The following is a 23,889-nucleotide window of genomic DNA, read 5'->3' on the forward strand; positions in this document are numbered from 1 at the left end:
TGATTTATTGCTAAATTTCATTTCATTCACAATTTGCAATTATATAAATAATTGACTCTTCAGTCCTCAGTGCAATCGCACTGTAAATATGTTTCTTCGTCAACCCTTTATACTATAATGTCTCTGTCTGTTAACAATTCACGTTATTTCCACAAGCACCGTTAGATGCGTTCGCCCTGAGTCCACCAGCTATTTCCTCAAGCTCTTCAGGGCTTAACTCTTGAAGTGCTTGTTCTAACTGTGGCTCGTTAATTACTAATTCTCCATTTTCATTAATTTCAATCTGTTCGCTATTTTCTTTCGGCTCTAAGTTTTCGTTTTGGTTAGACATAATTCCTCCACAGGTGTTTGAAAAACAATTTTCTTTGTCATACTAGAATTTTAGTGCAAAGCCAATTATGAACACAATACAAAATTTTTAGGTAAGACTAGATTTTCTTTAGAGTACATAAAACCAACTTATTCTTAACTGTTGAAAAATGAAAATTAAGGAGATTGAGCTAAATATTAAAAGCTTCAAACTCAATGGAGATTTTTATGATGAAATTAAGAAAAATTAAGATGTAGATGATAAACCTACAACTTACACTGAATAGTTAGTTAACTTTCCCTGCATCCAATCAAATCTTTTACCCGCGAAAGCGATTCTATCTAAAACATTAAGTTCTAGTTCATCTTCATACTCAACCATTTCATCTAGAGGCTGACTTCTGCTATAAACCTGCCTACCATAACTAAGCTGAGTATACATTCCTTGCAATCTATGAGAAAGTAGAGTAGCGATCGCTCGATAAAACCGCGATGCAAAACCCATATCTTGCTGTAATTTTGCTGCTAATTTTTGTCGAGAAATTGACAACACTAAGCAGTCTTCAATAGCCTTGACATTTGCCAAAGGTAGCCGACCATCAATAAAAGGTGTTTCTCCGATAATTTCGCCTTTCGATAATCTCCCTATCTCTCTACCCAAAATTTCATTACCCTCTATCGCAGCAAAAGCACGAGCCAAGGGATTACGCTCATCATCAGAAATAGACAGTGACATTGTTCCATTTAGGAGGATATAGAGTGCATCCACAGCTCCTCCTTGATGAATGAGTACTGTATTAGCAGCAATTTTCTCAGGAATTCCCGCAGCCATCAGCCAATCAATGTCACTATCATGTAATTCTCCTAAAACACACAAAACATCCCTAACTGGCTGGCTTTTACCAAAGTTTTTTCGACCAAGTTGGTTAATCACGCCTTGGAGTCTGTCGGAAAATATAATGGCAATGGCTCGATAAAATCGTGCTGCAAAACCAACATCTTGCTGCAATTTTGTTGCTAATTGCTGCTGGGGAATAGATATTACGAGAGACTTTTCAACAGCACTAACAGTTGTCGTAGTTGAACGATTACTGATAAATGGAATTTCGCCAACTACTTCACCGCTTGATAATCTAGCAATCTCTCTGCCTAAAGGTTCAATATCTTCCATGACAGCAAAAGCACGCGCCAAAGGATTCTGCTCAGGTTCTGAGACAGTAACTTTTAAAATTCCATCTAAGAGAATATGCAAGGCATCGAGTGCTTTTTTTTCTTGCATGAGTATAGTTCCAGGAGCTATTTCTTTACGACGACCTGTAGAAATTATCCAATCAATGTCACTTTTGCTTAATTCTTTAAGTAGAACTTCTGTCATCACTTAAATCCTTATGTTTTTTAGGGAATAGGGAATAGGAAAATTAAAGGTTTTCTGCAATGCTTTTAATGCTTCTTTGATAAAAAATATTGCCTCACTTGAAGCTAATTCTTCTAATGTCAAGTAAGTTAATGCCATCAACATCAGAGGTTGAATATTGCTATCTCTTGACTCACTTGCATACTCAACATGAAAGCGTTGTAAATTTTCTGCGGCTGCCTTCACCAATGCCTGTAGAATCTTAAAAGCTCCATCAGAAAGAGGCGGTTGACCTCGATAGTTTTCTAACCTACCTCCAACGCGATAAGCTGGAAACGACTCTAACCCCAGAAAGCGCAAAAACCAGTCTGCCCGATAATACCCACAAGCGGTTACAATGCCTCTGTAATCAGCAATCAATTCATCAAGCAGATTGTTACGCATTGAGTTAAATAGGCGGTATGTGAAGTAGTGGGTACATTCATGTTCCAAGCGAATTATTAGGGATAATCGCAACCATTCTGATTCTTCTAGTCCCATATCTCTAGCTGAAATATTGCTATAGAAACCAGGACTCAAAATAATGAACTTATCTTGATAAAGTTGCTTTTGCGGGATAATTCGCTGAAATTCCGCCTTCCAACTACTTTCAGAGCAATTACCAGAATTTTGCACTTCCCATTGTTGGCGATAGCGACGAATCCGATCCCAGTTGTTGAACCCACTGACTATGCAGGCACCCATAGATTCAGGGAGTAGTAGTGGTTCATTGCGTTTGGTTAACGCTTGTACCAGAGATACAAAATCCTCTCGATTTCCAGCTAGCAAAACTGGGATAGTTCCAGCGAGGCTTTGATGCATTATCAATTGGAGTTTCTCTGGTTGCTTTAACATCAAACCACTCGCCTCTGTGATACCATCCACTGGAAGACCTCTGCGAGTAGCAGCAAGATAAGCCTCGGTTTGGCTAATGCCTTCCTGGATGGAAAACTGCAACTGTACAAGTTTACTTGATAGCGCTTCAAAGACTCCTACTTTTTGAGATGCGATCGCATACTCTTCCCAAGCACTAACATGGGGTTCGGGTGCAAGGGGAAATTTCAGGGAATCACTGAAACTGCTGTGATGAAAAACGTTGTCGTTGTATGCCAATAGTTCCTCTACTTCAGAAGCATTGGCTTTGAAGTAGGTAAGGACATCAGCACGAAGCGATCGCAATTTCAACATAACCAAACTATCAAGCTGCATTAGCAATTTGCTGAGCAATTCCTTTCACTGTCTGATTTATGGGATGTTCAGAGTGGCGCAAACAAAAAATTCCCTTACTACCTAATTCCATCATCTCTTCAGAAAGTGGCATAACTCCAGCTACTGGCGCGTTATAAGCAGTCTCTACCTGTTTTTGCAAGTCAGCAAAATCAAATGCTGGTAACACCTTATTTACCACCAACAGCATTTTCGGCACTTTCAGTTTCCGAGCCACATCCACTGTCACCGCAGTTCCTTGGAAATCTTGGCTGTCTGGACGCAGGATAATAACTAGAACACTAGAGATCCCAATGGAAAGTAAGGTTTCTTCATTCAAGCCAGGATGAGTGTCAATTAACAGATAGTCTAAATTCAAACAACGTATCAGTTCTTGGAAGCCATCATTAAGCCTAACTACGTCGTACCCCTCACGCAGTACCCTGGCAATCTCACCAGCTTTAATACTAGAGGGAATCAGGTAAAGTTTGCCGTTAATATTACCTGTCTCTCCCATCTCTGCTAATAAAGTATGGCTAACGTCATAGGCAGTATCTTTGATGCTACAGCGTCCCCATAAATAGTCATTGAGTGAGTAGTTAATTTTTCCCTCATTGAGTCCAAAAAGTACGTGAATTCCCGGTGACTGAATATCAGCATCAACAATCCCAACTTTTTGACCTTGACGCGCCATAGTGGCAGCAAGATTGGCAATTAAGTTTGATTTACCAGTTCCACCACGAAAGGAGTGGACGGAGACGATTTGTGCCATAATTTACCTCTAATAATTTGTGATTTGGATGATTTTTTTCACGCAGAGGCGCAGAGGCGCGGAGAGAATAAGGAGTTTTAGTTGCTAATTATGGGAATGTAAATTTTAATAAACAGTCATTGTTTGTGATGGGTAACAAAACTCTTCCGCTTGATAGTTTTAAATCAAACTGCATTTTTTTATTGCCATTTTCTAATTCCACAAAAGCAGGTAAACTCTTGGATTCTAGTTGGGAATTATTTCTGTGTGTCCACACCCTCAGTTCTTTTTCTCGTTTGATTGGGAGGTGGAAGATGGCATACTTGAGCGATTCAAGGGATGGAATTTCAACTGTTGAAGCCTGATGATATTGTTCACCCTCAACATATCCCAACCGTATTTCTGCCATCTGTGGTCTTCCGCCAGCAGTAATTTTGAAAATAGAACGTCCTCCTAGTTGCTGTTCTTCTCGCAGTTCTACTACTACACGAGAAGCAAAGGCTCCATAGCGCTTCATAACAAAAGTTGCTAATAGTGATAGTACAGCAATACCTAATGCAAAAAGACGTGCCAATGGATTTTCCCAGATAAACAAACCGTGGATCAACAAGATACTTAAAAAAAGGCTATATATGCCTACAATTAAAATTGGGTGGTTGAGAAGTCGAAAAACTACTCCTGGTATTAACTCTCCTTTGCGTCGGCTAGAAATTAGCATGAGAACGGGAAAAATCCCCCCGACGATTGTGTTACCAAGTACACCAGCAAATGCTAGTATATTGCTAAAAGATTGCGTACCAGCCAGACATAGCCATTCTGTTAGTAAGAAGACTAGAACTAAGGGACTGATAGATAATAAGAAACGGCGTTGGGAAAGTAGATTTGTCCAAAGTCGTTGTGTGTTGGTTTTAATATTCAGCTTACTCAACTGAGAATTCTCAAGAGGAGTTGCATTACTGATATCTGCTTTTAAGCCTCCTTCGTAAACCAAAACCATCGTTGAGGTGATTCGTATACAAGCAGCATCCAGATCGGCCGATCGCACCTCTAGGGTTAAAGAAGTGTCCCACTTGCGTAGTTCCGGGAACTGTTTGATTAGCTCTTTCATTTCCCAACGTTGGGCAGCTACGATCTCTAAATGATGTATATTTCCCCTAAATTGAATATCTAAACGGAACTTTGGCTCATTTACTTCCATTCCTAAGTAAGTTAAACCAATATAAGGAATGTCGCTGGAATTACTGCGGGGGTGTAATATCACTGTCCCTTTCTGACGAGGTAGCATCAACACTGGTCGAGGCTGGGTAGGAAACCATTCTCGTGCTAAATTGAGCAGCAGGCTGGAACTACGCAGCCAGGCCATTCCCAACAGTAAAGTGACTAAGATTGCTCCTAAAACTTTGACAATGGGGCCGACTTGCACAGCCAACGGCTCTAAGGCTGTCCCTGACTGTCCAAACAGTAACTGCGGTGAAATAGCTCCATTAACTGCGATCACCCACAGACAAAACAGAACTGTTAAAACAGCTGTTCCCATTGCAGTACCCCAAATCAGTGATGAAGCGCTTGGGTCACGAGGAAGTACCAGTTTTGCACATTCACCTACATATATATGTCCGAAGTAGAGCATCAGGCTCACACCCAGAAACTGCTGTAACATTAAAGGCTGAAAAGTTTCGCCTTTGAGAAAAGGCAAGTTGATATATAAAAGATTGTCTATTTCTATGTGACGGAGTGCCAAAAGTGAAAGAAATAAAAGTAAGCTGACGTTGATGCCTGCAAGAAATAGCATTACAGCAACGGTGAAGTTAAGCGATTTACGTGTTAGCAAGTATAACCCTACACAGAAAAGTACTGCCGCCCACAGTGCAGCACTAATCTGGGTGAAGTTCGCCATAGTAACTGATAAGCCGATGTAACAAGCTAAGGCAATCAAAAAGACACGGATGCCTACAGCAACAGAAAGTATAGAAGAACCTATATTTCCTAAATAGTTAGATACTAATTGTTTGATAAAAGCATTACCATAACGAAAATCGCCGCTGCGCCCAATAGCTTCAGCCATGCAAACCATAGTGAATATATTGATGATGCCGATGATAATTAAAAAGGCTACTGTCGGTAGGGGGCCGATATTGGCAACAGCAATAGGTAAGGCTAGAAATGCTTGGGGAAGACCAAGAGCAATTGTCAGCAAAGATGCGAGCCAGAATGGTGGTAGTGACTCTAATTTTTGCGCGATCGCCGATAAAGTCCAACGTAACTGTTCGATAAGTGACAGTTTGGGTGCAAAAATTTTGGCTAATTGTGTCCTGTAGAGACGGGAGTAAGCTACCTGTATGGCTTTTTCATCTAACCCCAAAGCGGCTCGAATGTTCGGTACTAAATTATAGGTGAATGTATATTTTTGGGAGAGAGCATGAGCAATAGCAGCTTTTAATCTCGGATTAGAGGGAATCAGCGATGCCCAGTTATCAGCATGGCGTTCTAAGTGTTGAATTGTCGGATGGAGTGGTGGTGCATTTCCCAGGGCAAAAGCTTCCAAAAAAGCCATATCCCGCTCGTGTGTTGCTTGTTCTGTCAACGAAAACTCTACACGCGATCGCGCCACTATCTGCGCTGTTCGACTTTCAATCAAAAACAGCAATGTATTTGCTCGTCTGGCGGGTAAACCAGCCAATACCTCTTCACGGGAGATTAGTTCGTCATCTGTCATACCAATTTTAGATTTTAGATTTTGGATTTTGGATTCAAATACTATTTGTATTATTTATGACATTAAAAATAATGGGATTTTGAATTTTTAATTGTTTAGCGATCGCTGCTTGAGAGATTCGACTTTACTGTGTAATCGCTCGAAGTAATCTGTTTCAGTTTCATCTGAACTTACCACTTGCTGTCTGAGCTTTTGAATTTTTTGCTCCAACTGTCTAAAGTGTTCGTTCTCCGTAATTTCCGCAACCTGACTAACTCTTTTAGTTTCATCAATTTCAACCCGGAGGTCGATTACTTGTCGCTTTAACTTTTGCTCTCTAGCTTTTACCTCACCAGCCATATTGAGAAAGACACGAACTAAGCGTCCGATATCATCTTGAGTTCTAGACGCATCAGCCAAAATTTTTGGATGGAAATTATCTTGCTCTAGTGCTTGGGCTGCGGCTGTGAGGCTATGAATTGGTCGGGAAATACTTCGGGCTAATAACAGCGCGATGATTGCTGTAATTCCTCCCACTACCAATACGCTACTGCCATGCTGCCAAATTAGGTGGTTCAAAGGAGCAACAAACTGTGTTTTAGGTTGACTGATGCCTAATACCCAAGGTTGCACTTGCAAGGGTGCAAAGCCAACTATTCTAGATATCTGCTCCTGTTCAGAGCGATAGCTAGCGTGACCAGGCTCTTTTGCCTTCACCATCACTGCCAATTCCGAAATGTCTAAGCTTGTAATTTTTTTCAGACCGTAATCTCTATCGGTCATGACTTGCTTTTGGATGTTGGGCGACAAAGGAATCAGACTATGGTAAAGCAGAGATTGATTGGGGTGACTGATGACAATCCCCTGTTGGTCAATCAGAAAGGCATAGCTTTGAGAGCCTACCTGCAAAGCATTCACAATTGCCCAGATATTTTCCCCTCTAATTTTGACTACTGTCACCCCGACAATTTTTCCGTCATCAGAACGCACGGGGTAGGCAAGGAAAAGCCCAGGTCGTTTAGTAGTTTGACCAACTAATATGCTGGAAATGTAAGGTCGTCCTTGGATGCTGACACGAAAGTATTCACGGAAAGCATAGTTTTTACCAACGAATTTGGGATCGGTGGCAGCAAGACATTTACCTTGTGCATCCATGAGAAAGACAGCATCAAAGTCTGGGTTAGAATGAAAGACATTCTCCAGTGTACGTTGCAAGTTAGGAAGTAAGGCTTCTCGCTTTCTGGGTATGGTTGCAGTCAGAAATCCAACTACATTGCGATCGCTGCTGACTTGGACGATCAGACGCTGAATATCGATAATCAATTGGTCAAGCCGACTAGCAGTACTGGCGGCTAATAGCTCTAGTTTGCGGTATTCGCCAGCTTCCAGACTTGCTAGGCTTTGTCGTAGGTTGTAGCAGGCAGTAAAGCCCATTGGTATAATTGCAGTTGCAAACAATGCAGCTGAAATTTTGGCAGCAATAGACCAAGCAGGTGGGTAAACTAACCGATGTAAACCCTTCATTTCAAGTTACATAAATTTGCAAGAAGGTTGAAAAGAATGTCTGCATGTTTCATAGGAACAGTTAGCTGTATTAGCCATGTTCATATATATGCAAAGCAGTATAATTCTAGATTAGAGGCAATTTAGGGGTAGACAGACAGTTGATTTGGATATTGCAGCCGAAGGCAATACTGTATTTCTGGAGGTAGGTTACGATTTTTTATCTAGAGTTGCAAGAGTCTTTTCGCCCTTGGAGGCGATCGTAATTTGCCTCTATTTAAGCGAAAAGCTTGATTTATCGTTAGTCTCTGACAAAAGGTTTTTGTACTTTCAATAGACATATAGTTTCGTTCTAGTTAATATTTAGCAGCTTAAGAAAAGCAGGCTCTGACTACAATGCACAATCTTTTTGTGAGACTCGCAATTCTTTCGCTTCTATTTGCAGCTGGCCTCCAGAACGCTGGATTTTTCTCCATGCTTGGGGAGTAGTTCCGTGGTGCTGTCGAAACTGCCGAAAGAAATGGCCCTCATGTTGATAGCCGACAGCTAAAGCAACCTGATTTGCACTTTGGTTGGTTTTTAGCAATAAGTAACGTGCTGCTGCCATTCGGCGATCAATAATCCAATGATTCACTGTTTTCCCTGTCTGACGACGCACTAGGTCTGTTAAGTAAGCTGCGGAGTAACCAACTGCCAGAGCTACATCACAAAGTGTAATTGTGAGATGATAATTATTATCAATAAATTGAAACACTTGATTCAGTAGGGGATCATGAGAAAAGCTCGAATTATCATCTGTCGATTTTGTAGTTTTGGTAGGGAGTGGCTCAAGTATTTCCTCAGACTGAGTAGCACCCCACTGATTGCTGAAAATACTTTGTTTCTTTTGTTGAAAATTGTGAAGACAGAATTGTTTGAGAACAGATAAATTTTTGACTAATTCTTTGAAATTATAGAACTCATTTAAGTGTTTATCTGTTTCAACGTCTTTACACTGCTCAAGCTTGCTGAGTTGTTGTTCAAGAAAACTGAAGGGAATAGTTACAGCGATAGAACCCTGATGGAGTACTCGTATGAAACCGCAAGCATTAACTTCAGGTATTTGTATTTCGTAAATCATACAATCATTACAGAATGGTTCTGCTGCTTGTTTGATGCTGAAAAAATTATCTTTGGAATCGAGGCTATCAAATACTGTTGCTTCGATTTTTTTCAAAGACGATTTGTTTGCTTTTACCTCATCTTCAATGATAAAAATCCTTGTCATCTTCTTTTACCAATATTTATTGATTATTGTTGAGAAATATGAGCCAAAGAGACTTCTGCCCATCAAAAAATCAAATTGAGGACATCAGTCAACTCCAGATATGAGACAGATGAGTTGTTTATTGGGCATTCAAGCACGCGGAAGTCATGAAAATTTTTGCCTGTCCACTCAGCTATTATCAATCAAAAGATTATTTTTATTTATTTGGAATATTCTACAAATAGCTAATGGATATCTCAGACAATCATTTTTGAAAATATACACTATCGGAATTTATATCTAATTCCAGAAAATCTTAATGCAAAATGTGATGGTTTTCAAAAAATATTTCTAAACATTACTTGGCTTTTGCAGAGATTTAAATTGGCAAAAGACAAGCATTGCACAAATCTTTAGTTTTGATTAACTTTCTCTAAATTACTTGTGTAAGTTGAAACCGCCTTTTGATGACTTTTACGATAAAATTACCATATAAGCTCCGAATCTTACAATAACTAATGTTGAAAATTTTCTTAAATACAGTATAGGCTCACAATTTTTGTAGAGAAATGTAAATATAGCTTTAAAAACCACTTTCAGACGAGTATTGTATACTTGCGGTAGGAATTTGGCAGGGGTAAAATGCCCACTAAAGTAGAAAAGGCAACAGTTTTTAACTTAATTAAGTGGGTCTATTGAAAAGCAGATAGTTTTTTCTTTTTGTGAAGGATAAAAGCAGTTTTCCATAGGTTGAGGACTAACTGTCAAATTGGGCAATTTAGGTATTTCAGAATGTTTTGGAACGCCAGGTAAAGGAACTAGGCCCTGGCGTCAGTGTAAACACAAAAGTAGCTTTCCGTACTCTAAGGCATACTGCTAAGTTATGAGTCTTGTAGTTGACGCAAATAAATCTAGACTTGAGTTCTTAGCCTTAACCCTTCTAAATTGCTTCAATTAACAAATTTAGTTATGTTGACATATAACTTTTTAGTTCAAGTAGCCAATAGCTACGGACTTTCTGCCCAACAGATGGAAGTATTCCTATTGAAGTTTGGGGAAAACAAGCCTAATGAGGAGATTACCAAACAACTGAGCATCAAGAGAGATGCCTATCTCAAGAGAATGAGTGAGGTTTACAAGAAATTTAAGATTAATGGGCAAAACCGAGGAAAAGAGCAACAGCTACGAGACTTGCTGATTGCTAAATCCCAACAACAATCTCAATTAAAATCAGATTTTACTATTTCTGTACCTACAAGAATAATTAAACCAAGACAGCCAATATCTCAACAAGTACAACTTATTGCTCTACCAGAAAGTGATCTACAAAAGCTAGCTCAGCAGATGAGAGCCTGGTTTGATACTTTGGGCTATCATTTCGAGAGGTATCAGGTAGAACAAGAAAACTATTTTGAATGGCTAATTAACGTGCCAGCATCGCGGGGATATATACGTATTTTGGTAAGAGGAATAGAGGGAGAAGCACAAATTAGTGATGTGATGGCTTTAAAGCAGACTTTAAATAAACAAAACACCGACCAAGGATGGTTAATATCTCTTCGCCGTATTAGCCAAGCAGCGCGAATAGAAGTGAAAAAACAAGAAAATAAAGAACGTCTCCTTTGCTATACATTTGACGAATTACTCGATAAAGATGCTGATTTTAGTCGTTATTTTAACTGGCTGGAAAATGAAGTCAAACTTCGATGCATTGATCAAATGTATATTCCTTTACTTAATACTAGTGAAGAACTTGATCCAATCAAACACAAAAGGATAGTAAGTCCTCATAATCGACAAAATGGTTGGCTTGACGAATACATTGATCTCTGGCTTGATGACCCAAGCAAACAGCATATTTCAATTTTGGGAGAGTTCGGTATGGGCAAGACTAATTTTGCCTTTCACTACGCTTGGACTGCACTGCAACGCTATCAAAATGCTCAAAGACACGGCTTAGAACGTCCACGCCTACCCTTAATTATACTACTGCAAGACTTTGCCAAAGTAGTAAGTGTGGAATCTTTATTTTGTGAATTTTTCTTTCGCAAACACGAGATTCCTTTACCAGGGTATTCTGCATTTGAACAACTCAATCGCATGGGCAAACTTCTGTTAATTCTCGATGGATTCGACGAAATGGCGCTCAGAATGGATAAGCAGCAAATAACTAACAATTTCTGTGAACTGACAAAGCTCGCGGTTCCTGGTGCTAAAGTCATTGTCACTTGTCACTAAACTCTCAAGAAACACAGGGAGTAGGGAGTAGGGAGTAGGGAGTGGGGGAAGAAAGTGTTTCTTTTATATTTTGCGGGAGCGAAGAACGCGCCCGTGGGAGGCTCAAATCTTGCACCTGATTTTGAGTACGCCTTGAACTTAAGTTCAAGGCTTATAGCTAAAGTCCGTTAAAACAGACTGAAATTTATGTTTAGTAAGCTAATCGCAAACTTCGGCTTTGAGCCTGTGAAATTTATTTCTTGGCGGTCAATTGGGCAGGTGCAAGATTTGAGTAAACTAAAAATAAAGCGATCGCACTATTGGCGTATTTACTGATGATGAGTTTAGACAAGATTCAAGGTGAACCAAACCCTCCGCCTCCAGGGGTTTCTATCACAAAAACATCCCCAGGTTTCATCTGTACTGTGGCTATACTGTCTAAATTTTCTTGGGTTCCATCGTGACGTTGTATCCAGTTGCGTCCAACTTGTCCCGGTTCTGCACCATTTAACCCAAAGGGAGGAATTAACCTATGGTTAGAGAGAATATTAGCTGTCATAGGTTCTAAAAAGCGGATGCGGCGAACAACTCCATCACCACCTGAATGTTCTCCTTTACCTCCACTATCAGAACGCAAACTAAAGCTTTCTACGAGTACAGGGTAGCGGGTTTCTAATACTTCTGGATCGGTCAAGCGGGAGTTAGTCATGTGAGTATGAACTGCATCGGTACCATCAAAATTAACTCCTGCTCCTGAACCACCGCAGATGGTTTCATAATATTGATAGCGTTCATTACCAAAGGTAAAATTATTCATCGTTCCCTGAGAAGCAGCCATCACACCCAACGCTCCATATAAAGAATCGACAATGGTTTGGGAAGTTTCCACATTACCAGCTACTACTGCGGCTGGGTAGGTTGGGTTCAACATACAACCTTCAGGAATAATAATTTCTAAAGGTTTCAGACATCCGGCATTCAAGGGAATACTATCATCAACCAAAGTGCGGAAGACATATAAAACTGCTGCTTGAGTAACAGCTTTAGGAGCATTAAAGTTACTATTTAATTGACCAGATGTGCCAGTAAAATCAATAGTAGCACTGCGTTTTCCACGGTCAATAATCACTTGAACTTGAATTTTTGCCCCGCTATCCATTTGATAAATAAATGAACCATCTTTGAGAACATCAATTGCTTGCCTCACTGATTCTTCAGCATTGTCTTGCACAAATTGCATATATGCTTGGACTGTTTCCGATCCATATTGACCAACCATTTTCAGCAGTTCTTTAACTCCTCTTTCATTAGCAGCAATTTGTGCTTTGAAATCGGCTATATTTTGGTCAGGATTACGTGCAGGATAAGTATGATTTGCGAGTAAATGTCTGACTTGAGTCTCTTGAAAATTTCCCTGTTTAACCAAGAGAAAATTATCAAAAAGAATTCCTTCTTCTTCTACTGTGGTACTGTGGGGAGGCATGGAACCGGGAGTGATACCCCCAATATCGGCTTGATGTCCGCGAGAAGCAACGTAGAAGAGGGGAGTAGGATTATTTTTGCTAGTTTCCAGGAAGACGGGGGTTATGGCTGTAACATCAGGAAGGTGAGTTCCACCGTTATAGGGATTGTTGGATAGATAGACATTGCCTGGTTTTATGGTGTCGGCTTTGTCATTAATTAAACTGCGGACGCTTTCACTCATTGACCCCAAATGTACGGGAATATGGGGAGCATTAGCGACTAATAAGCCTGAAGAATCGAAAATGGCGCAGGAGAAATCTAGCCTTTCTTTAATATTGACTGATGCGGCAGTGTTTTGTAGAACAATTCCCATTTGTTCGGCAATGAATTGATAGAGATTTTTGAATATTTCTAAACGAACGGGGTCGGGTTGAGATGTGGTATACATTTTGAATTATATCTTTTTGAGATTACATGAAAGGAAAAATTATGGAATTTGCTGTGGCTAAGAACAAATTTTAGAATGTTTTCCCAGTACCCATCAGCAGTTTACAGACGTTGTAAAACTAAATGATTTTGTTCAGTTAATTTTGCTATCCAGTCAGGTTCAACTACAATGGTGCTGATTTTTTCGATGATGATGGCAGGCCCATTAATACTATCTTCTGGTTGTAAATCTTCGCGTCGATAAACGGGAGTATCATGCCATTGATCAGCCGTAAACATTCTTACTGTTTCAACAGATTGGGGTATTTGGTTGAGAGGACGGGTACGAGAAATAATTGGTTCTTCAGGAGTATCCATTTTTTGAATAACTTCTACTGTGACGGATTCAACAATTAATTTTTTTGCTGATTGAATGAAACCGTAACGAGATTGATGTTCAACTTCAAATTTGTGTTTCATTACTGCTAGATTTGAAGAAAAATCAATTGTCAAAGTAGAATTCGTACCCTCATATTTTAAATTCACTTTTTGGACTACTTCTTCAAGACTTGTTTGATTGTTGCTAATTTCACTTCTGGCTGCGGTTTCTAAGAACTCCATTAACTGCAATAATTGAGGAATTAATTCTTCAGTTAAAGGTTGTTCTACTCCTGTAACTCTGGTAGCCTGGACATCAGCTAATCCCATACCATAAGCTGAGAGAACACCAGCATAAGGGTGAAGAAATATCTTTTTCATGCCTAATGTATCGGCAATTAAACAAGCAACTTGCCCGCCTGCACCGCCAAAACAACAAAGCACATATTCGGTAACGTCATAACCTCGTTGGAGACTAATTTTTTTAATGGCATTTGCCATATTTTCGACAGCAATGGCAATAAATCCCGCTGCTACTTGTTCAGGAGTACGATGATTTCCTGTGACAGTTGCAATATCTTGGGCTAGTTGAGTAAATTTATGAATGACAATATCTTTATCTAGGGGTAAATTGCCATCAGTTCCAAAGACAGAAGGAAAATATTGAGGATAAATTTTACCTAACATCACATTAGCATCTGTCACTGCTAATGGCCCACCACGACGATAACAAGCAGGGCCAGGATTTGAACCAGCCGATTCTGGCCCAACACGATAACTAGAACCATCAAAAAAGAGAATTGAACCACCACCCGCTGCAATAGTGTTAATTGCTAATACGGGAACTCGCATCCGCGCCCCAGCAATTTCGGAATCTAGTTGGCGTTCATACTCTCCTTTAAAGTGGGCAACGTCTGTACTTGTTCCACCCATATCGAAGGTAATAACTAAATCAAAACCTGCTCTTTTGCTAGTTTGTACTGCGCCAACAATACCACCAGCAGGCCCACTTAAAATACTATCTTTTCCTTGAAATTGTTCGGCATCAGTTAAGCCACCATCAGATTTCATAAACATTAATCTGATATTTGGTAACTGACTAGATACTTCGTTGACATAGCGCCGCAAAATTGGAGTCAGATAAGCATCTACGACTGTTGTATCTCCTCGACTTACCAACTTCATTAAAGGGCTAACTTGATGAGATATGGAGATTTGAGTAAAGCCAATTTCTTGGGCAATTTGGGCTATTTGTTGTTCATGGTTAGGATAGCGATCGCTGTGCATTAAAACAATTGCACAACTGCGAATTCCTGTGTGGTAAACTGCTTGTAAGTCTTTTTTTACTTGCTCTATATTTACAGGAATTAATTCTTGACCATTAGCATCGTAGCGTTCATCTACCTCAATGACTTGTTCATAAAGCATTGTAGGTAAAATGATATGACGCGCAAAGATATGTGGGCGATTTTGGTAGCCAATTCGCAACGCATCTTTAAAGCCTTTGGTAATGAGTAAAACGACGCGATCGCCATGTCTTTCCAACAGTGCATTTGTTGCCACTGTTGTCCCCATTTTCACTACTTCTATTGCTTCATAAGGAATAACTTCATCATTTGCAAGCCCAATGATATCTCGGATACCTTGGATAACTGCATCTTGATATTGTTCAGGTTTTTCGGAAAGTAATTTATATACTATTACCCATTCTTTGTTAGCAAGAGGAACAATCAAAAAACGTTCGGTATGGCTTGATAGTCTATCTATAATTGCTTGATTATTAGTCACAGCAACAATATCTGTAAATGTACCACCACGGTCAGCAAATACCTTTAACATTTTTCTATTTATTTATTGGTGTTTGGTATATAAATAGAGTAGCCGAGAGATAAACAGTATTTCTACTTCAAGCGTGGAAGATTTTGACGACAGGTGTAGATAACTGATATCGCACTAACTATAAAAAAGGGTTCTTCCCCATTCCCGACTCCCTACTCCCTACTCCTCTAATTAGCAGTTTGTCAAATTGTCCATTGCCATTTTTGCTGTTGTGTATTCCATTTTACAGCCACTATCTCCGCTGGAGGATTCAGGCGATCGCCATTTTGATCAAACTGTATATTTCCTGTAACACCCTTTACTTGTTTTTTATCTTTTTTGAAATATAAATTCATATCTGCAAGTAAAGATTGGCTATCTTGACTATGATATTTTTCTAGAGTTTTCAAAATTATTAATACCGAGTCAAAAGCTGTTGCACTGCGCCAATTTAAATTTTCTTCTCCCCATAATTGAGCGCCTATTTGACAAAAACTTTGAGCTACATGATTCTTAGAGCTATTGCAGCCATTTTCTTGACTATGCCAATGCCAAGGAACACAAGCAATTATCTGACAATTATCTGGACTAATGGAATGAGATTGGCTGTGTTCATGAATCCAATGCAAAACATTCTCTTGATAAAATGTCGCCGTCCCAGCTATTAAACAATTATCAATATTTAATCTACTAATGAGTGCAGCATTATTGAGAGAATTAGGTTCAATTCCTCCATCGGGAATTACAATAATGATATCTGCACCCTCTTGCTTAATATGTTTTATATATTTTTGTACTTGATAATAGGATTCACTAATATAACTACATTCTTCTAAAAAAATGAAGTTATTTTTATATTGTTCTAGATATTTTTTAATACTGTTTCTATAAGAAGTACTATAAAGGCTATTTTGATTATAAATAATTGCTAATTTTGATGGACTAATAGAGGAATATTTTTGCATCAAATAATTAGCTAATTTATCAGCATTAATCATATCTGGAGTAGTCAATCTAAAAAAAGAGACTAAAGATAAATTGGAAAGTTCATTAGATGTACTACTAGAATTTACTAGAACTAACCCCTTTTGGGCATAAAATTGTAATGCATTTTTGGTCATTTCGCTTGAGTAATGACCGATAATAGCGATTAAATTTAATGGTTGTGCTAATTCAGCTAGTTTTTCCGCTGTTTGATTGTAGGGACTGTATAAATTGTTGGGGTCATTAACAATTAGAATTTGTAAAGCTATTTTAGTAGATATTAAACTAAAAAACATTTGTGGTTTAATATTATCTAAATTTATCTCTTGATCCAAAGCAATTTTTTCAAAGCTGAGGAAATTAACTTGTAATTGTATTTGAGCTATCCCTCGTAAAGTTTCAGCAGCGATGTTACCTTGATTATGATAAAACGGTACAACGACAGCTAAAGTATAAATTTTAATGCCATTTTCTTGTAAATGCAGTTTTTTATATTCGATTAAAGAATTATTAATATAAATTAAGACTTCGGGGTTACCACTGCCATAAAGCTTTATTTCTTGATTCCATGCCATTAAAAAATATTGCAAAGCTTGATAATAAAGACCTAATTGGTAAAACTTGGTAGCTTCAATTTGAAATTGAACAATTTCTTGATTAGGTGGGTAAAGAAAAAATTGCCTACCAAAACTTCCTTGAAAATTATCACTGTTTAATTGAGGGGCAGGATTCAATTTATAACCATTGCGTAGATCAAGTAAAAAATTCATAATTTTGACCCAATTCCCGGCTATTTCCTCTTGGTCAACCTTCATTAACTCCGCTATTTTCGGATAAATATTATTAGTCAGTCTGTCCCCAATATTTTGGTGACGCAGCTTGCTCATCTCTGCTATTTGTTGCCGAGAAAAACCTAGCAAACATTGACAAATAATTAGTTTATCTAGTTCAGTGAGGATTGCCTTTTTATTTGCGAAAGCGTTTAAATTATGCAAGAAAAGTTCAATATTAATCGCTAGCTTTTCTATTACTTCCAAACAAGCTTGACACATCTTGAGATATCATCTATATCATCATAAAAAGATGATAGCCTAATTTTTACATCAGGTTATCCTCATTTGTAGAAATAATTTCTACAGATGAGGAACATACTAAAGCTTGGTATCAACAGATTGCAATGTCGAGCAAATCAATAACTCTTATATTCTATAGAACTTACACAAAACTAGAACTTGTAGCAGCAATTCATGTAGATGCAAAGCAGCTTCCCGCAGGGTATTGCTGCTACGTGAAAATAAGGGTTTTCGCTAGACACAAAAGCGCAAAAAATTTCCCAACCTTAATTGGGGTAGTGCAGACTGGATCAGGATTATGTCAGTTTATGTTTGAAAGCTAAACTTGAGATGAATAGACCTAGTAAACCTAGAAGACCATTAGTAGAATTATGCTCAGGAACAGGTGCAGCAATAGGAACTTGACGAATGGTAAAGGAATTATAGAAATTGTTGCCATCTAAATCATCAGGGACATCAACAGAAAATGTAAAATCAATAGATTCCCCAGGAGCGACACTTCCCCCAGACCACAAAAGATTGAAAGAACCATCCTGAATGAGTTGCGTAAACTTAGATGAGGTTGGTTGTGGGTCAGAACCAGAATCATTGAAGTCGAAATCTGGAATTGCAAAGCCAAAGGGGACTAAAATTAATTCAGGTGGTGCAAACTCATCATTCAATCCAAAACCAATTTTGAGGTTAAAACCATCCCAGATAGAACTAGTATTATTCACAACTGTTTCAGTAAAAAAATACTCAGTTGTTCCTCCCGAAGGTTCAACGAACAGTTTGGTATCGATGGGAGCTATAGTTTGAAAAGTTTTAGGAGTACAAGATAAGCCAGGAAAGTTAAGGATTTGATTCGGGCTGGGAGATACACTATTGTTGTTATTTGGAAATGGCGTTGTCACTGGAGTTTGAAGTTGTGGACACAGTACATCACCTAAACCTGCTCCTATCGGTGGACTGATGTCAGTAACGGTACGAGCTTGTGAGACTCCGCTTAAGTATAAAGAAATTGTTAAAGTCGTCATGAGGGTTCGACTTATTTGTTTGATTGTTTGATACATGTTTACTTGTGGTAAATTTTTCAAGCAAATCATACCAGAATTTAGGTATTAATCGGAATGATTCTGGTATCGTTTGGTATCAATGTAATTGTCAAACGTGGCGCTCTTGTTATTTCTGGAATGTGCTGGGCTTGAGTGCATAATTCAATTGGGCAAGCCCTTATTTAAATTTCTTCAAAGAAAAAAAATTGAGTCTTCTGGAGTCATAAATCAGGATTTCATAATTAATTTACCGCCCTGAATATTCTTCTTCTATGAATAACTCCGTTTTGCCCAAGATATAGTGTGCGTTAGGCTGTCATGCCATTCCACCCCAGAATTACTAGATGAATTTTAATCGGAGACTCCATAATTAATTATGGGCTGTTTTGATATTCTTTTAAAGAAAAACTCAATCGCACAAAAATACTACAGTTTTTTTCTAAAAATCAGGTTTTTATTTATTGTTTATATTATAGTAATGCCAGTTGGTATAAGATTTTGAACGCTGGCTCACAGGATGTATTAGTCACTATGCCTAAAGTTGATGTTAACGGGATTGATTTGTTCTACGAAATCAAAGGAACAGGTGAGCCTTTACTTTTAATTGCCGGTTTCTTGTGCGATCATGCTTATTGGTCACTAATCATGCCATTACTCATTTCCCGATATCAAGTCATTCGCTTAGATAACCGAGGGATAGGGCGAAGTTCTGCTCCTGATAGTCCCTACAGTATTCAACAAATGGCAAATGATGTTGCAGCATTGCTCGATCACATTGGCATTGCACAGATACATGTTGCAGGTCATTCAATGGGTGGTCAAATTGCTCAAGAGTTAGCGTTAGCATACCCGCAAAAGGTTAAGAGTCTGATGCTACTGTCATCTTTGGCAAAAGGCGATGAACGATTCAATAGCCTCATCGAAACTTGGGGTGAGCTTCCTGGGCATTTAGACTTTAAACTTTATGAGAAAGTCGTATTACCTTGGATATTTACGGATGCGTTCTACTCTATACCCGGAATGATAGAACAGCTGATTGAATTTGCAATTAACTATCCTTTCCGCCCAACAACTCATGGACTTTATCACCAGAGTCGAGCTATTCTTAGCAGTGACACAACAGAGCGTCTCAAAGATATTAATTGTCCTACATTAGTGATAGTAGGTAAACAGGACATTCTCACCCCAGTTAAGTTTTCCCAGCAACTCCAACAAAGTATTCCCAACGCTGAACTTGTGGTGCTTAATCATGGTGGTCATGGCTTTTTAATTGAGTCGCCGGATGCTGTGGTTTCAGTCATGTTCAATTTCTTAGGACAGTTAAAGCCATCTAATACCATTTCTTTTTGAAGATGCACCTATAAACTTATGGAAATTAGGAATTGTCAGCTAAAACACAGCCAGTTATCTTTAATTGCACTACCCTACTTAGACTGGCAATAATTATCCCTGAAAATCATATGCAGGTAATCCAGTACTATCAGTTTCCAGAGCAAATAAATCGCCTGAGTAAAAACTTTTTTCTATCTCTCCTTGGCTGAGTCCGACAGAGGCAGTAGTAATGTAAAGTATCTGCAAATGATCACCACCAAAAGTACAACTAGTTGGTATCTGAACTGGTAGCTGTATCCTTAGTATTTCTTCACCGGATGGGCTGAAACAAATCACACACCAACCATCCCACATTGCTGACCAAATACATCCTTTATTATCTATGGTCAAACCATCAGGATAAAAAGATTCACCAGTGAAATCTATGAAAATGCGACGGTTGCTAATACTACCCGTAACTGCATCAAAGTCGTAAGCAAAGACCTTTTGTTGAGAAGAATCTGTGAGGTAAAATATCTTTTGGTCGGGACTCCATCCCAGACCATTGGAGATAGTTAATCCTGTTTCCATTACATGTAATGAGCCGTCAGGATCATAGCGGTAGAGGCTAGCTTGAGGTTTTCCAGAAGCAGACATTGATCCAAACCAAAAACGACCTTGTTGATCACATTTACCATCATTAAAACGGTTATCTGGTAGATCTGTTTCAATCTCTACAATTGGAGTAATCACACCTGTCTGAGTGTCCAGGAATGCTAAGCGATGGCGCTGCGCCATAATCAATCGATTTGCACCTGCTTTGGCGATCGCTCCTACTACATCACAAACTTCAAAAAATCTACTTTTGCCGCTGGCTGGATGGAATTGATGCACTCGATGGTTGTAGATATCAACCCAGTAAAGCAATTTCTCTTTTGCATCCCAGATTGGCCCCTCACCCAAGCGGGCACGTACTTCTAGAACGTTATAAAGTTGATATGGTAGGGTCTTAATCATTTGACATTCTTGAAATTGATCACTGATAACTGTTGACTGTCAGCAACGAAATATTACAATGAAATATTTTTTATTTGTCAGTTATTTAGTATTTTTTAGTAGATTTTAATTATCATTTCTCAATCTGAAACCAACCTAATGACAGAACTGCGGTAGGTACAGAAACTTTTGATAATCAGTAATTAGGCAGATTTAATATCAGGTAATAACTGTCTTAAAAGTCAAGCGATCGCCAACACAAAACTAGGGCTAATACCAAAACCCTTTAATTAGTTATAATTTTCACAGTCATTGCACCTCACCCCGTTGATGGGGAACTAGGGCCCCCTTTAGGGTAATGGTGCATGAAAACAAAGCATAGCTTTGGTAGGGTTATTCGGGTTTAATTAAGTAATCAAACGGACATAATAAACAAACTATGTTACTAGAGTTGGCAATTGGTGATGCTTACGGTGCTGGCTTTGAATACGCCAATGAAATGGGCGCTTATAACGATTTAAGTAAATACTTACAACATCCCCGCCATCGACTCATACCTGGCAGCTATACAGACGATACACAGATGAGCATTGCCATTGCAGAGGTGATAGTAGCTCAACTACCGTGGACACCGGAAGTTTTAGCTGACAGTTTTGTTAGAGCCTTTAAACGCGATCCTAGAGAAGGTTATGCTAGCCGCTTTTACGATTTTTTGGTAGAAATCCAGGATGGAGAAGAATTTTTAGATAGAATTCGCCCTGATAGTGACAAAAGCGGCGCAGCAATGCGTGCAGCACCTATTGGCATTTATCCCACACCCGAAAAAGTCATTGAGGCAACAACAATTCAAGCGGCAATTACCCACAATACACCTGATGGGATCAATGCTGCTGTAGCAGCTGCTTTGATGTCGCACTACTTTATCTATCGACTGGGGCCAAAACGCAAATTAGGACAGTTTCTAGAAGGTTATGTATCTGGGGATTGGTCTCAGCCTTGGGAGGGTAAAGTTAAGTCTAAAGGTTGGATGAGTGTCAGCGCAGCAATTACTGCGGTGATGCGAAACGACAGTATGAGCCAGCTTTTACAAGATTGTATAGCTTTTACAGGCGATGTGGACACAGTAGCAGCGATCGCCCTAGCCGCTGGTTCATGCAGCGAGGAAATTAGCCAAGACATTCCCGACCATCTGATCACGGGCTTAGAAAATGGTTCATACGGCAGGGACTATCTCATCCAACTGGACAAGCAGCTGATGGACATGATATGAGTTGCGTTCAAAAATAGCATCTAGACATGGGAAAGTAACATCTCCCTCATCCCCCTCATCTCCCTTATCTCCCTACTACCTTTGAATACAACTCGGTATGAATATCTACCTTTAACAAGGTTGTTTAGCAGACGCAGCTATGACATACTGCTATTCAACAACTGTTAAATACTGTAAGTTGGTAGATTTATAGTATTTAAAACTTTCACAAAATAAAGTTAAAAATGTATCTTCTTAAATGCGCTAAATGCTGATAGAAGTATATTGTAAACCTGTTCCATGTATACACCACTGATTGGCTACGTTATCTTGTTATCCTTTGCCTACTCCTTACTCCCAACTCCCTTTTTTCATAGCAGCGATGAAAACAAAGAAAGCTCTTAACAGTGCTGGTAAACTGACAGCACTCTTATGTTTAATAACTCTATTCCTCACACCCTTTGTAATTGTCAATGCAGGAGAACGCGGGGTCTTGATGGAGTTTGGAAAAGTACAAGACGAAATTCTAGGAGAAGGAATTCACGTAATTATTCCTATAGTTAATACTGTAGAAAAGCTGAGTGTTCGTGTACAAAGTCAGGAAATTTCGGCTGAAGCTTCTTCCAAAGATTTACAAGATGTTTTCACTGATGTAGCACTGAATTGGCATATTCTTCCGGAAGAAGCTAATGCTATTTTCCAGCAAATTGGCAATGAAAAGAATGTCATTGAGCGGATTATTAACCCAGCAGTTGAAGAAGTCTTAAAAGCAGTTGTTGCCAAGTATACTGCCGAGGAAGTTATTACGAAACGAGGAGAAGTCAAATTAGCAGTAGATGATACATTAACTACACGACTGGCTAACTATCATATTGCAGTTGATGATATTTCCCTTGTCCACGTTCATTTTTCACAAAGGTTTGGTGAGGCGGTAGAAGCAAAACAGATTGCTGAACAAGAAGCAAAACAAGCAGAGTTTATTGCACTAAAGGCTACAAAAGAGGCTGAGGCGAAAGTCAATCTAGCAAAAGGAGAGGCTGAGGCACATAGATTACTACGTGACGGCTTAACTCCAGAAATACTACAAAGACAAACAATAGAAAAATGGAATGGTAAGTTGCCTTTAATAGTTGGTAAAGATGCACCCAAATTCTTGAATTTGACTGAATTATTACAAGCTGGTGAAAATTGAGCTTTTTTGATATTTCTTGTGAAGATTTACCAGCAGCGATCGCTGCTGAGTAATAGTGATATTATTTCCTCTAATTATTGGAAAATAAAACAGGAGCATCAAGAATCTTCAACTGTATTAATACGATCACCACAACAGTAAAAATAGTTGAGGAAATTAGACCTGTAAGTAATTCTTTTTTGAGGTTACGTTGTTTAGATTCCTTTTGAAAAACATCAGCAGAGCCTAACTGCATTAACAAAATACCCACAATATTAGTGAGCCAGTAACCTATAATTGAACAGGGTACAAGTAATTTAGGTGACAATAAACTGCATACATACCCAAAACCGTAGGCAATTGGCAAATTAAATAACAGATCATTCCACCAACATAGTGGCGATAACAGATATCCTAGTACTAGAAAGAATCCACCTCTGAGTTTTGTGAAAAAGTCTTGTTTGAAAGCCTCTGAAACAGTAGGTTCTAACTGCTCAGAGATTGTTTGATTTGCTAAACTCAAGTCTTGACTCACTTTTTGGATGCTTTCCATAAAAATCACTAATACTCTATCGGCTTAGTGTAGTTTAATCTGGTAGCTATGCAAAAGTCTAGTACCGCGGTGATACAATTTTAAATTTTGTTAATCTCTCGTCACGAAATTT

17 protein-coding genes are annotated in these 23,889 nt (G+C 38.9%); 4 read left to right on the forward strand and 13 right to left on the reverse strand.

Annotation, left to right across the window (positions count from 1 at the left end; genetic code table 11):
- Positions 1–130: 130 nt before the first annotated feature.
- The 7 genes from I8748_RS14995 to I8748_RS15025 form a co-directional block, all read right to left on the reverse strand.
- Positions 131–331, reverse strand: a complete 201-nt coding sequence (locus tag I8748_RS14995; RefSeq protein ID WP_198125376.1) for a type A2 lantipeptide — start codon at positions 329–331, stop codon at positions 131–133.
- A gap of 252 nt (positions 332–583) precedes the next feature.
- Positions 584–1,684, reverse strand: coding sequence for a cyclic nucleotide-binding domain-containing protein (locus I8748_RS15000; RefSeq protein WP_198125377.1), 1,101 nt, complete (start codon positions 1,682–1,684; stop codon positions 584–586).
- A gap of 3 nt (positions 1,685–1,687) precedes the next feature.
- Entirely contained in the window at positions 1,688–2,911 is a 1,224-nt protein-coding gene (locus tag I8748_RS15005) for a DUF7005 family protein (RefSeq protein WP_225896419.1), read from the reverse strand.
- The gene (locus tag I8748_RS15010) at positions 2,901–3,680 is read right to left on the reverse strand and encodes a MinD/ParA family ATP-binding protein (RefSeq protein WP_198125378.1); all 780 of its coding nucleotides are present in this window, start codon (positions 3,678–3,680) and stop codon (positions 2,901–2,903) included. The genes I8748_RS15005 and I8748_RS15010 overlap by 11 nt, the downstream gene beginning before the upstream one ends.
- A gap of 88 nt (positions 3,681–3,768) precedes the next feature.
- Positions 3,769–6,375: an amino acid permease gene (locus I8748_RS15015; protein WP_198125379.1), complete on the reverse strand. Its 2,607-nt coding sequence runs from the start codon at positions 6,373–6,375 to the stop codon at positions 3,769–3,771.
- A gap of 87 nt (positions 6,376–6,462) precedes the next feature.
- On the reverse strand, positions 6,463–7,878 hold the full coding sequence (locus tag I8748_RS15020) for a PDC sensor domain-containing protein (RefSeq protein WP_198125380.1): 1,416 nt from the start codon (positions 7,876–7,878) through the stop codon (positions 6,463–6,465).
- Between the two features lie 370 nt (positions 7,879–8,248).
- Positions 8,249–9,124, reverse strand: coding sequence for a helix-turn-helix domain-containing protein (locus tag I8748_RS15025; RefSeq protein ID WP_225896420.1), 876 nt, complete (start codon positions 9,122–9,124; stop codon positions 8,249–8,251).
- A 948-nt stretch (positions 9,125–10,072) separates the two neighbouring features.
- Here I8748_RS15025 and I8748_RS15030 point away from each other — a divergent pair.
- Entirely contained in the window at positions 10,073–11,341 is a 1,269-nt protein-coding gene (locus I8748_RS15030) for an NACHT domain-containing protein (RefSeq protein ID WP_198125381.1), read from the forward strand.
- 334 nt (positions 11,342–11,675) lie between these two features.
- Here the strand turns inward: I8748_RS15030 and I8748_RS15035 are convergent, their stop codons facing one another.
- The 4 genes from I8748_RS15035 to I8748_RS15050 all read right to left on the reverse strand — a co-directional run bounded on the left by I8748_RS15035 (position 11,676) and on the right by I8748_RS15050 (position 18,479).
- A complete protein-coding gene (locus I8748_RS15035) occupies positions 11,676–13,232 on the reverse strand; it encodes a hydantoinase B/oxoprolinase family protein (RefSeq protein WP_198125382.1) in 1,557 nt (518 codons plus the stop codon).
- A gap of 101 nt (positions 13,233–13,333) precedes the next feature.
- Positions 13,334–15,427: a hydantoinase/oxoprolinase family protein gene (locus I8748_RS15040; protein ID WP_198125383.1), complete on the reverse strand. Its 2,094-nt coding sequence runs from the start codon at positions 15,425–15,427 to the stop codon at positions 13,334–13,336.
- Positions 15,428–15,609: 182 nt separating this feature from the next.
- Complete coding sequence (locus I8748_RS15045) at positions 15,610–17,442, reverse strand: ABC transporter substrate-binding protein (RefSeq protein WP_214662577.1); 1,833 nt, start codon at positions 17,440–17,442, stop codon at positions 15,610–15,612.
- 317 nt (positions 17,443–17,759) lie between these two features.
- The gene (locus tag I8748_RS15050; protein WP_225896421.1) at positions 17,760–18,479 is read right to left on the reverse strand and encodes a PEP-CTERM sorting domain-containing protein; all 720 of its coding nucleotides are present in this window, start codon (positions 18,477–18,479) and stop codon (positions 17,760–17,762) included.
- A gap of 549 nt (positions 18,480–19,028) precedes the next feature.
- Here I8748_RS15050 and I8748_RS15055 point away from each other — a divergent pair.
- A complete protein-coding gene (locus tag I8748_RS15055; protein ID WP_198125385.1) occupies positions 19,029–19,847 on the forward strand; it encodes an alpha/beta fold hydrolase in 819 nt (272 codons plus the stop codon).
- Positions 19,848–19,940: 93 nt separating this feature from the next.
- Here the strand turns inward: I8748_RS15055 and I8748_RS15060 are convergent, their stop codons facing one another.
- Entirely contained in the window at positions 19,941–20,825 is an 885-nt protein-coding gene (locus I8748_RS15060; RefSeq protein ID WP_198125386.1) for an SMP-30/gluconolactonase/LRE family protein, read from the reverse strand.
- Between the two features lie 418 nt (positions 20,826–21,243).
- On the opposite strand from I8748_RS15060, the gene I8748_RS15065 reads away from it, so the two are divergent.
- Together I8748_RS15065 and I8748_RS15070 are read left to right on the forward strand one after the other, a co-directional pair.
- Positions 21,244–22,074, forward strand: coding sequence for an ADP-ribosylglycohydrolase family protein (locus I8748_RS15065; protein ID WP_198125387.1), 831 nt, complete (start codon positions 21,244–21,246; stop codon positions 22,072–22,074).
- A gap of 361 nt (positions 22,075–22,435) precedes the next feature.
- Positions 22,436–23,245: a prohibitin family protein gene (locus I8748_RS15070; RefSeq protein WP_198125388.1), complete on the forward strand. Its 810-nt coding sequence runs from the start codon at positions 22,436–22,438 to the stop codon at positions 23,243–23,245.
- 70 nt (positions 23,246–23,315) lie between these two features.
- Here I8748_RS15070 and I8748_RS15075 read toward each other — a convergent pair whose 3' ends face one another.
- Positions 23,316–23,777, reverse strand: a complete 462-nt coding sequence (locus I8748_RS15075) for a hypothetical protein (RefSeq protein ID WP_198125389.1) — start codon at positions 23,775–23,777, stop codon at positions 23,316–23,318.
- Between the last annotated feature and the right edge of the window lie 112 nt (positions 23,778–23,889).

It is taken from the genome of Amazonocrinis nigriterrae CENA67, assembly GCF_016056305.1.
Classification (GTDB): domain Bacteria; phylum Cyanobacteriota; class Cyanobacteriia; order Cyanobacteriales; family Nostocaceae; genus Amazonocrinis; species Amazonocrinis nigriterrae.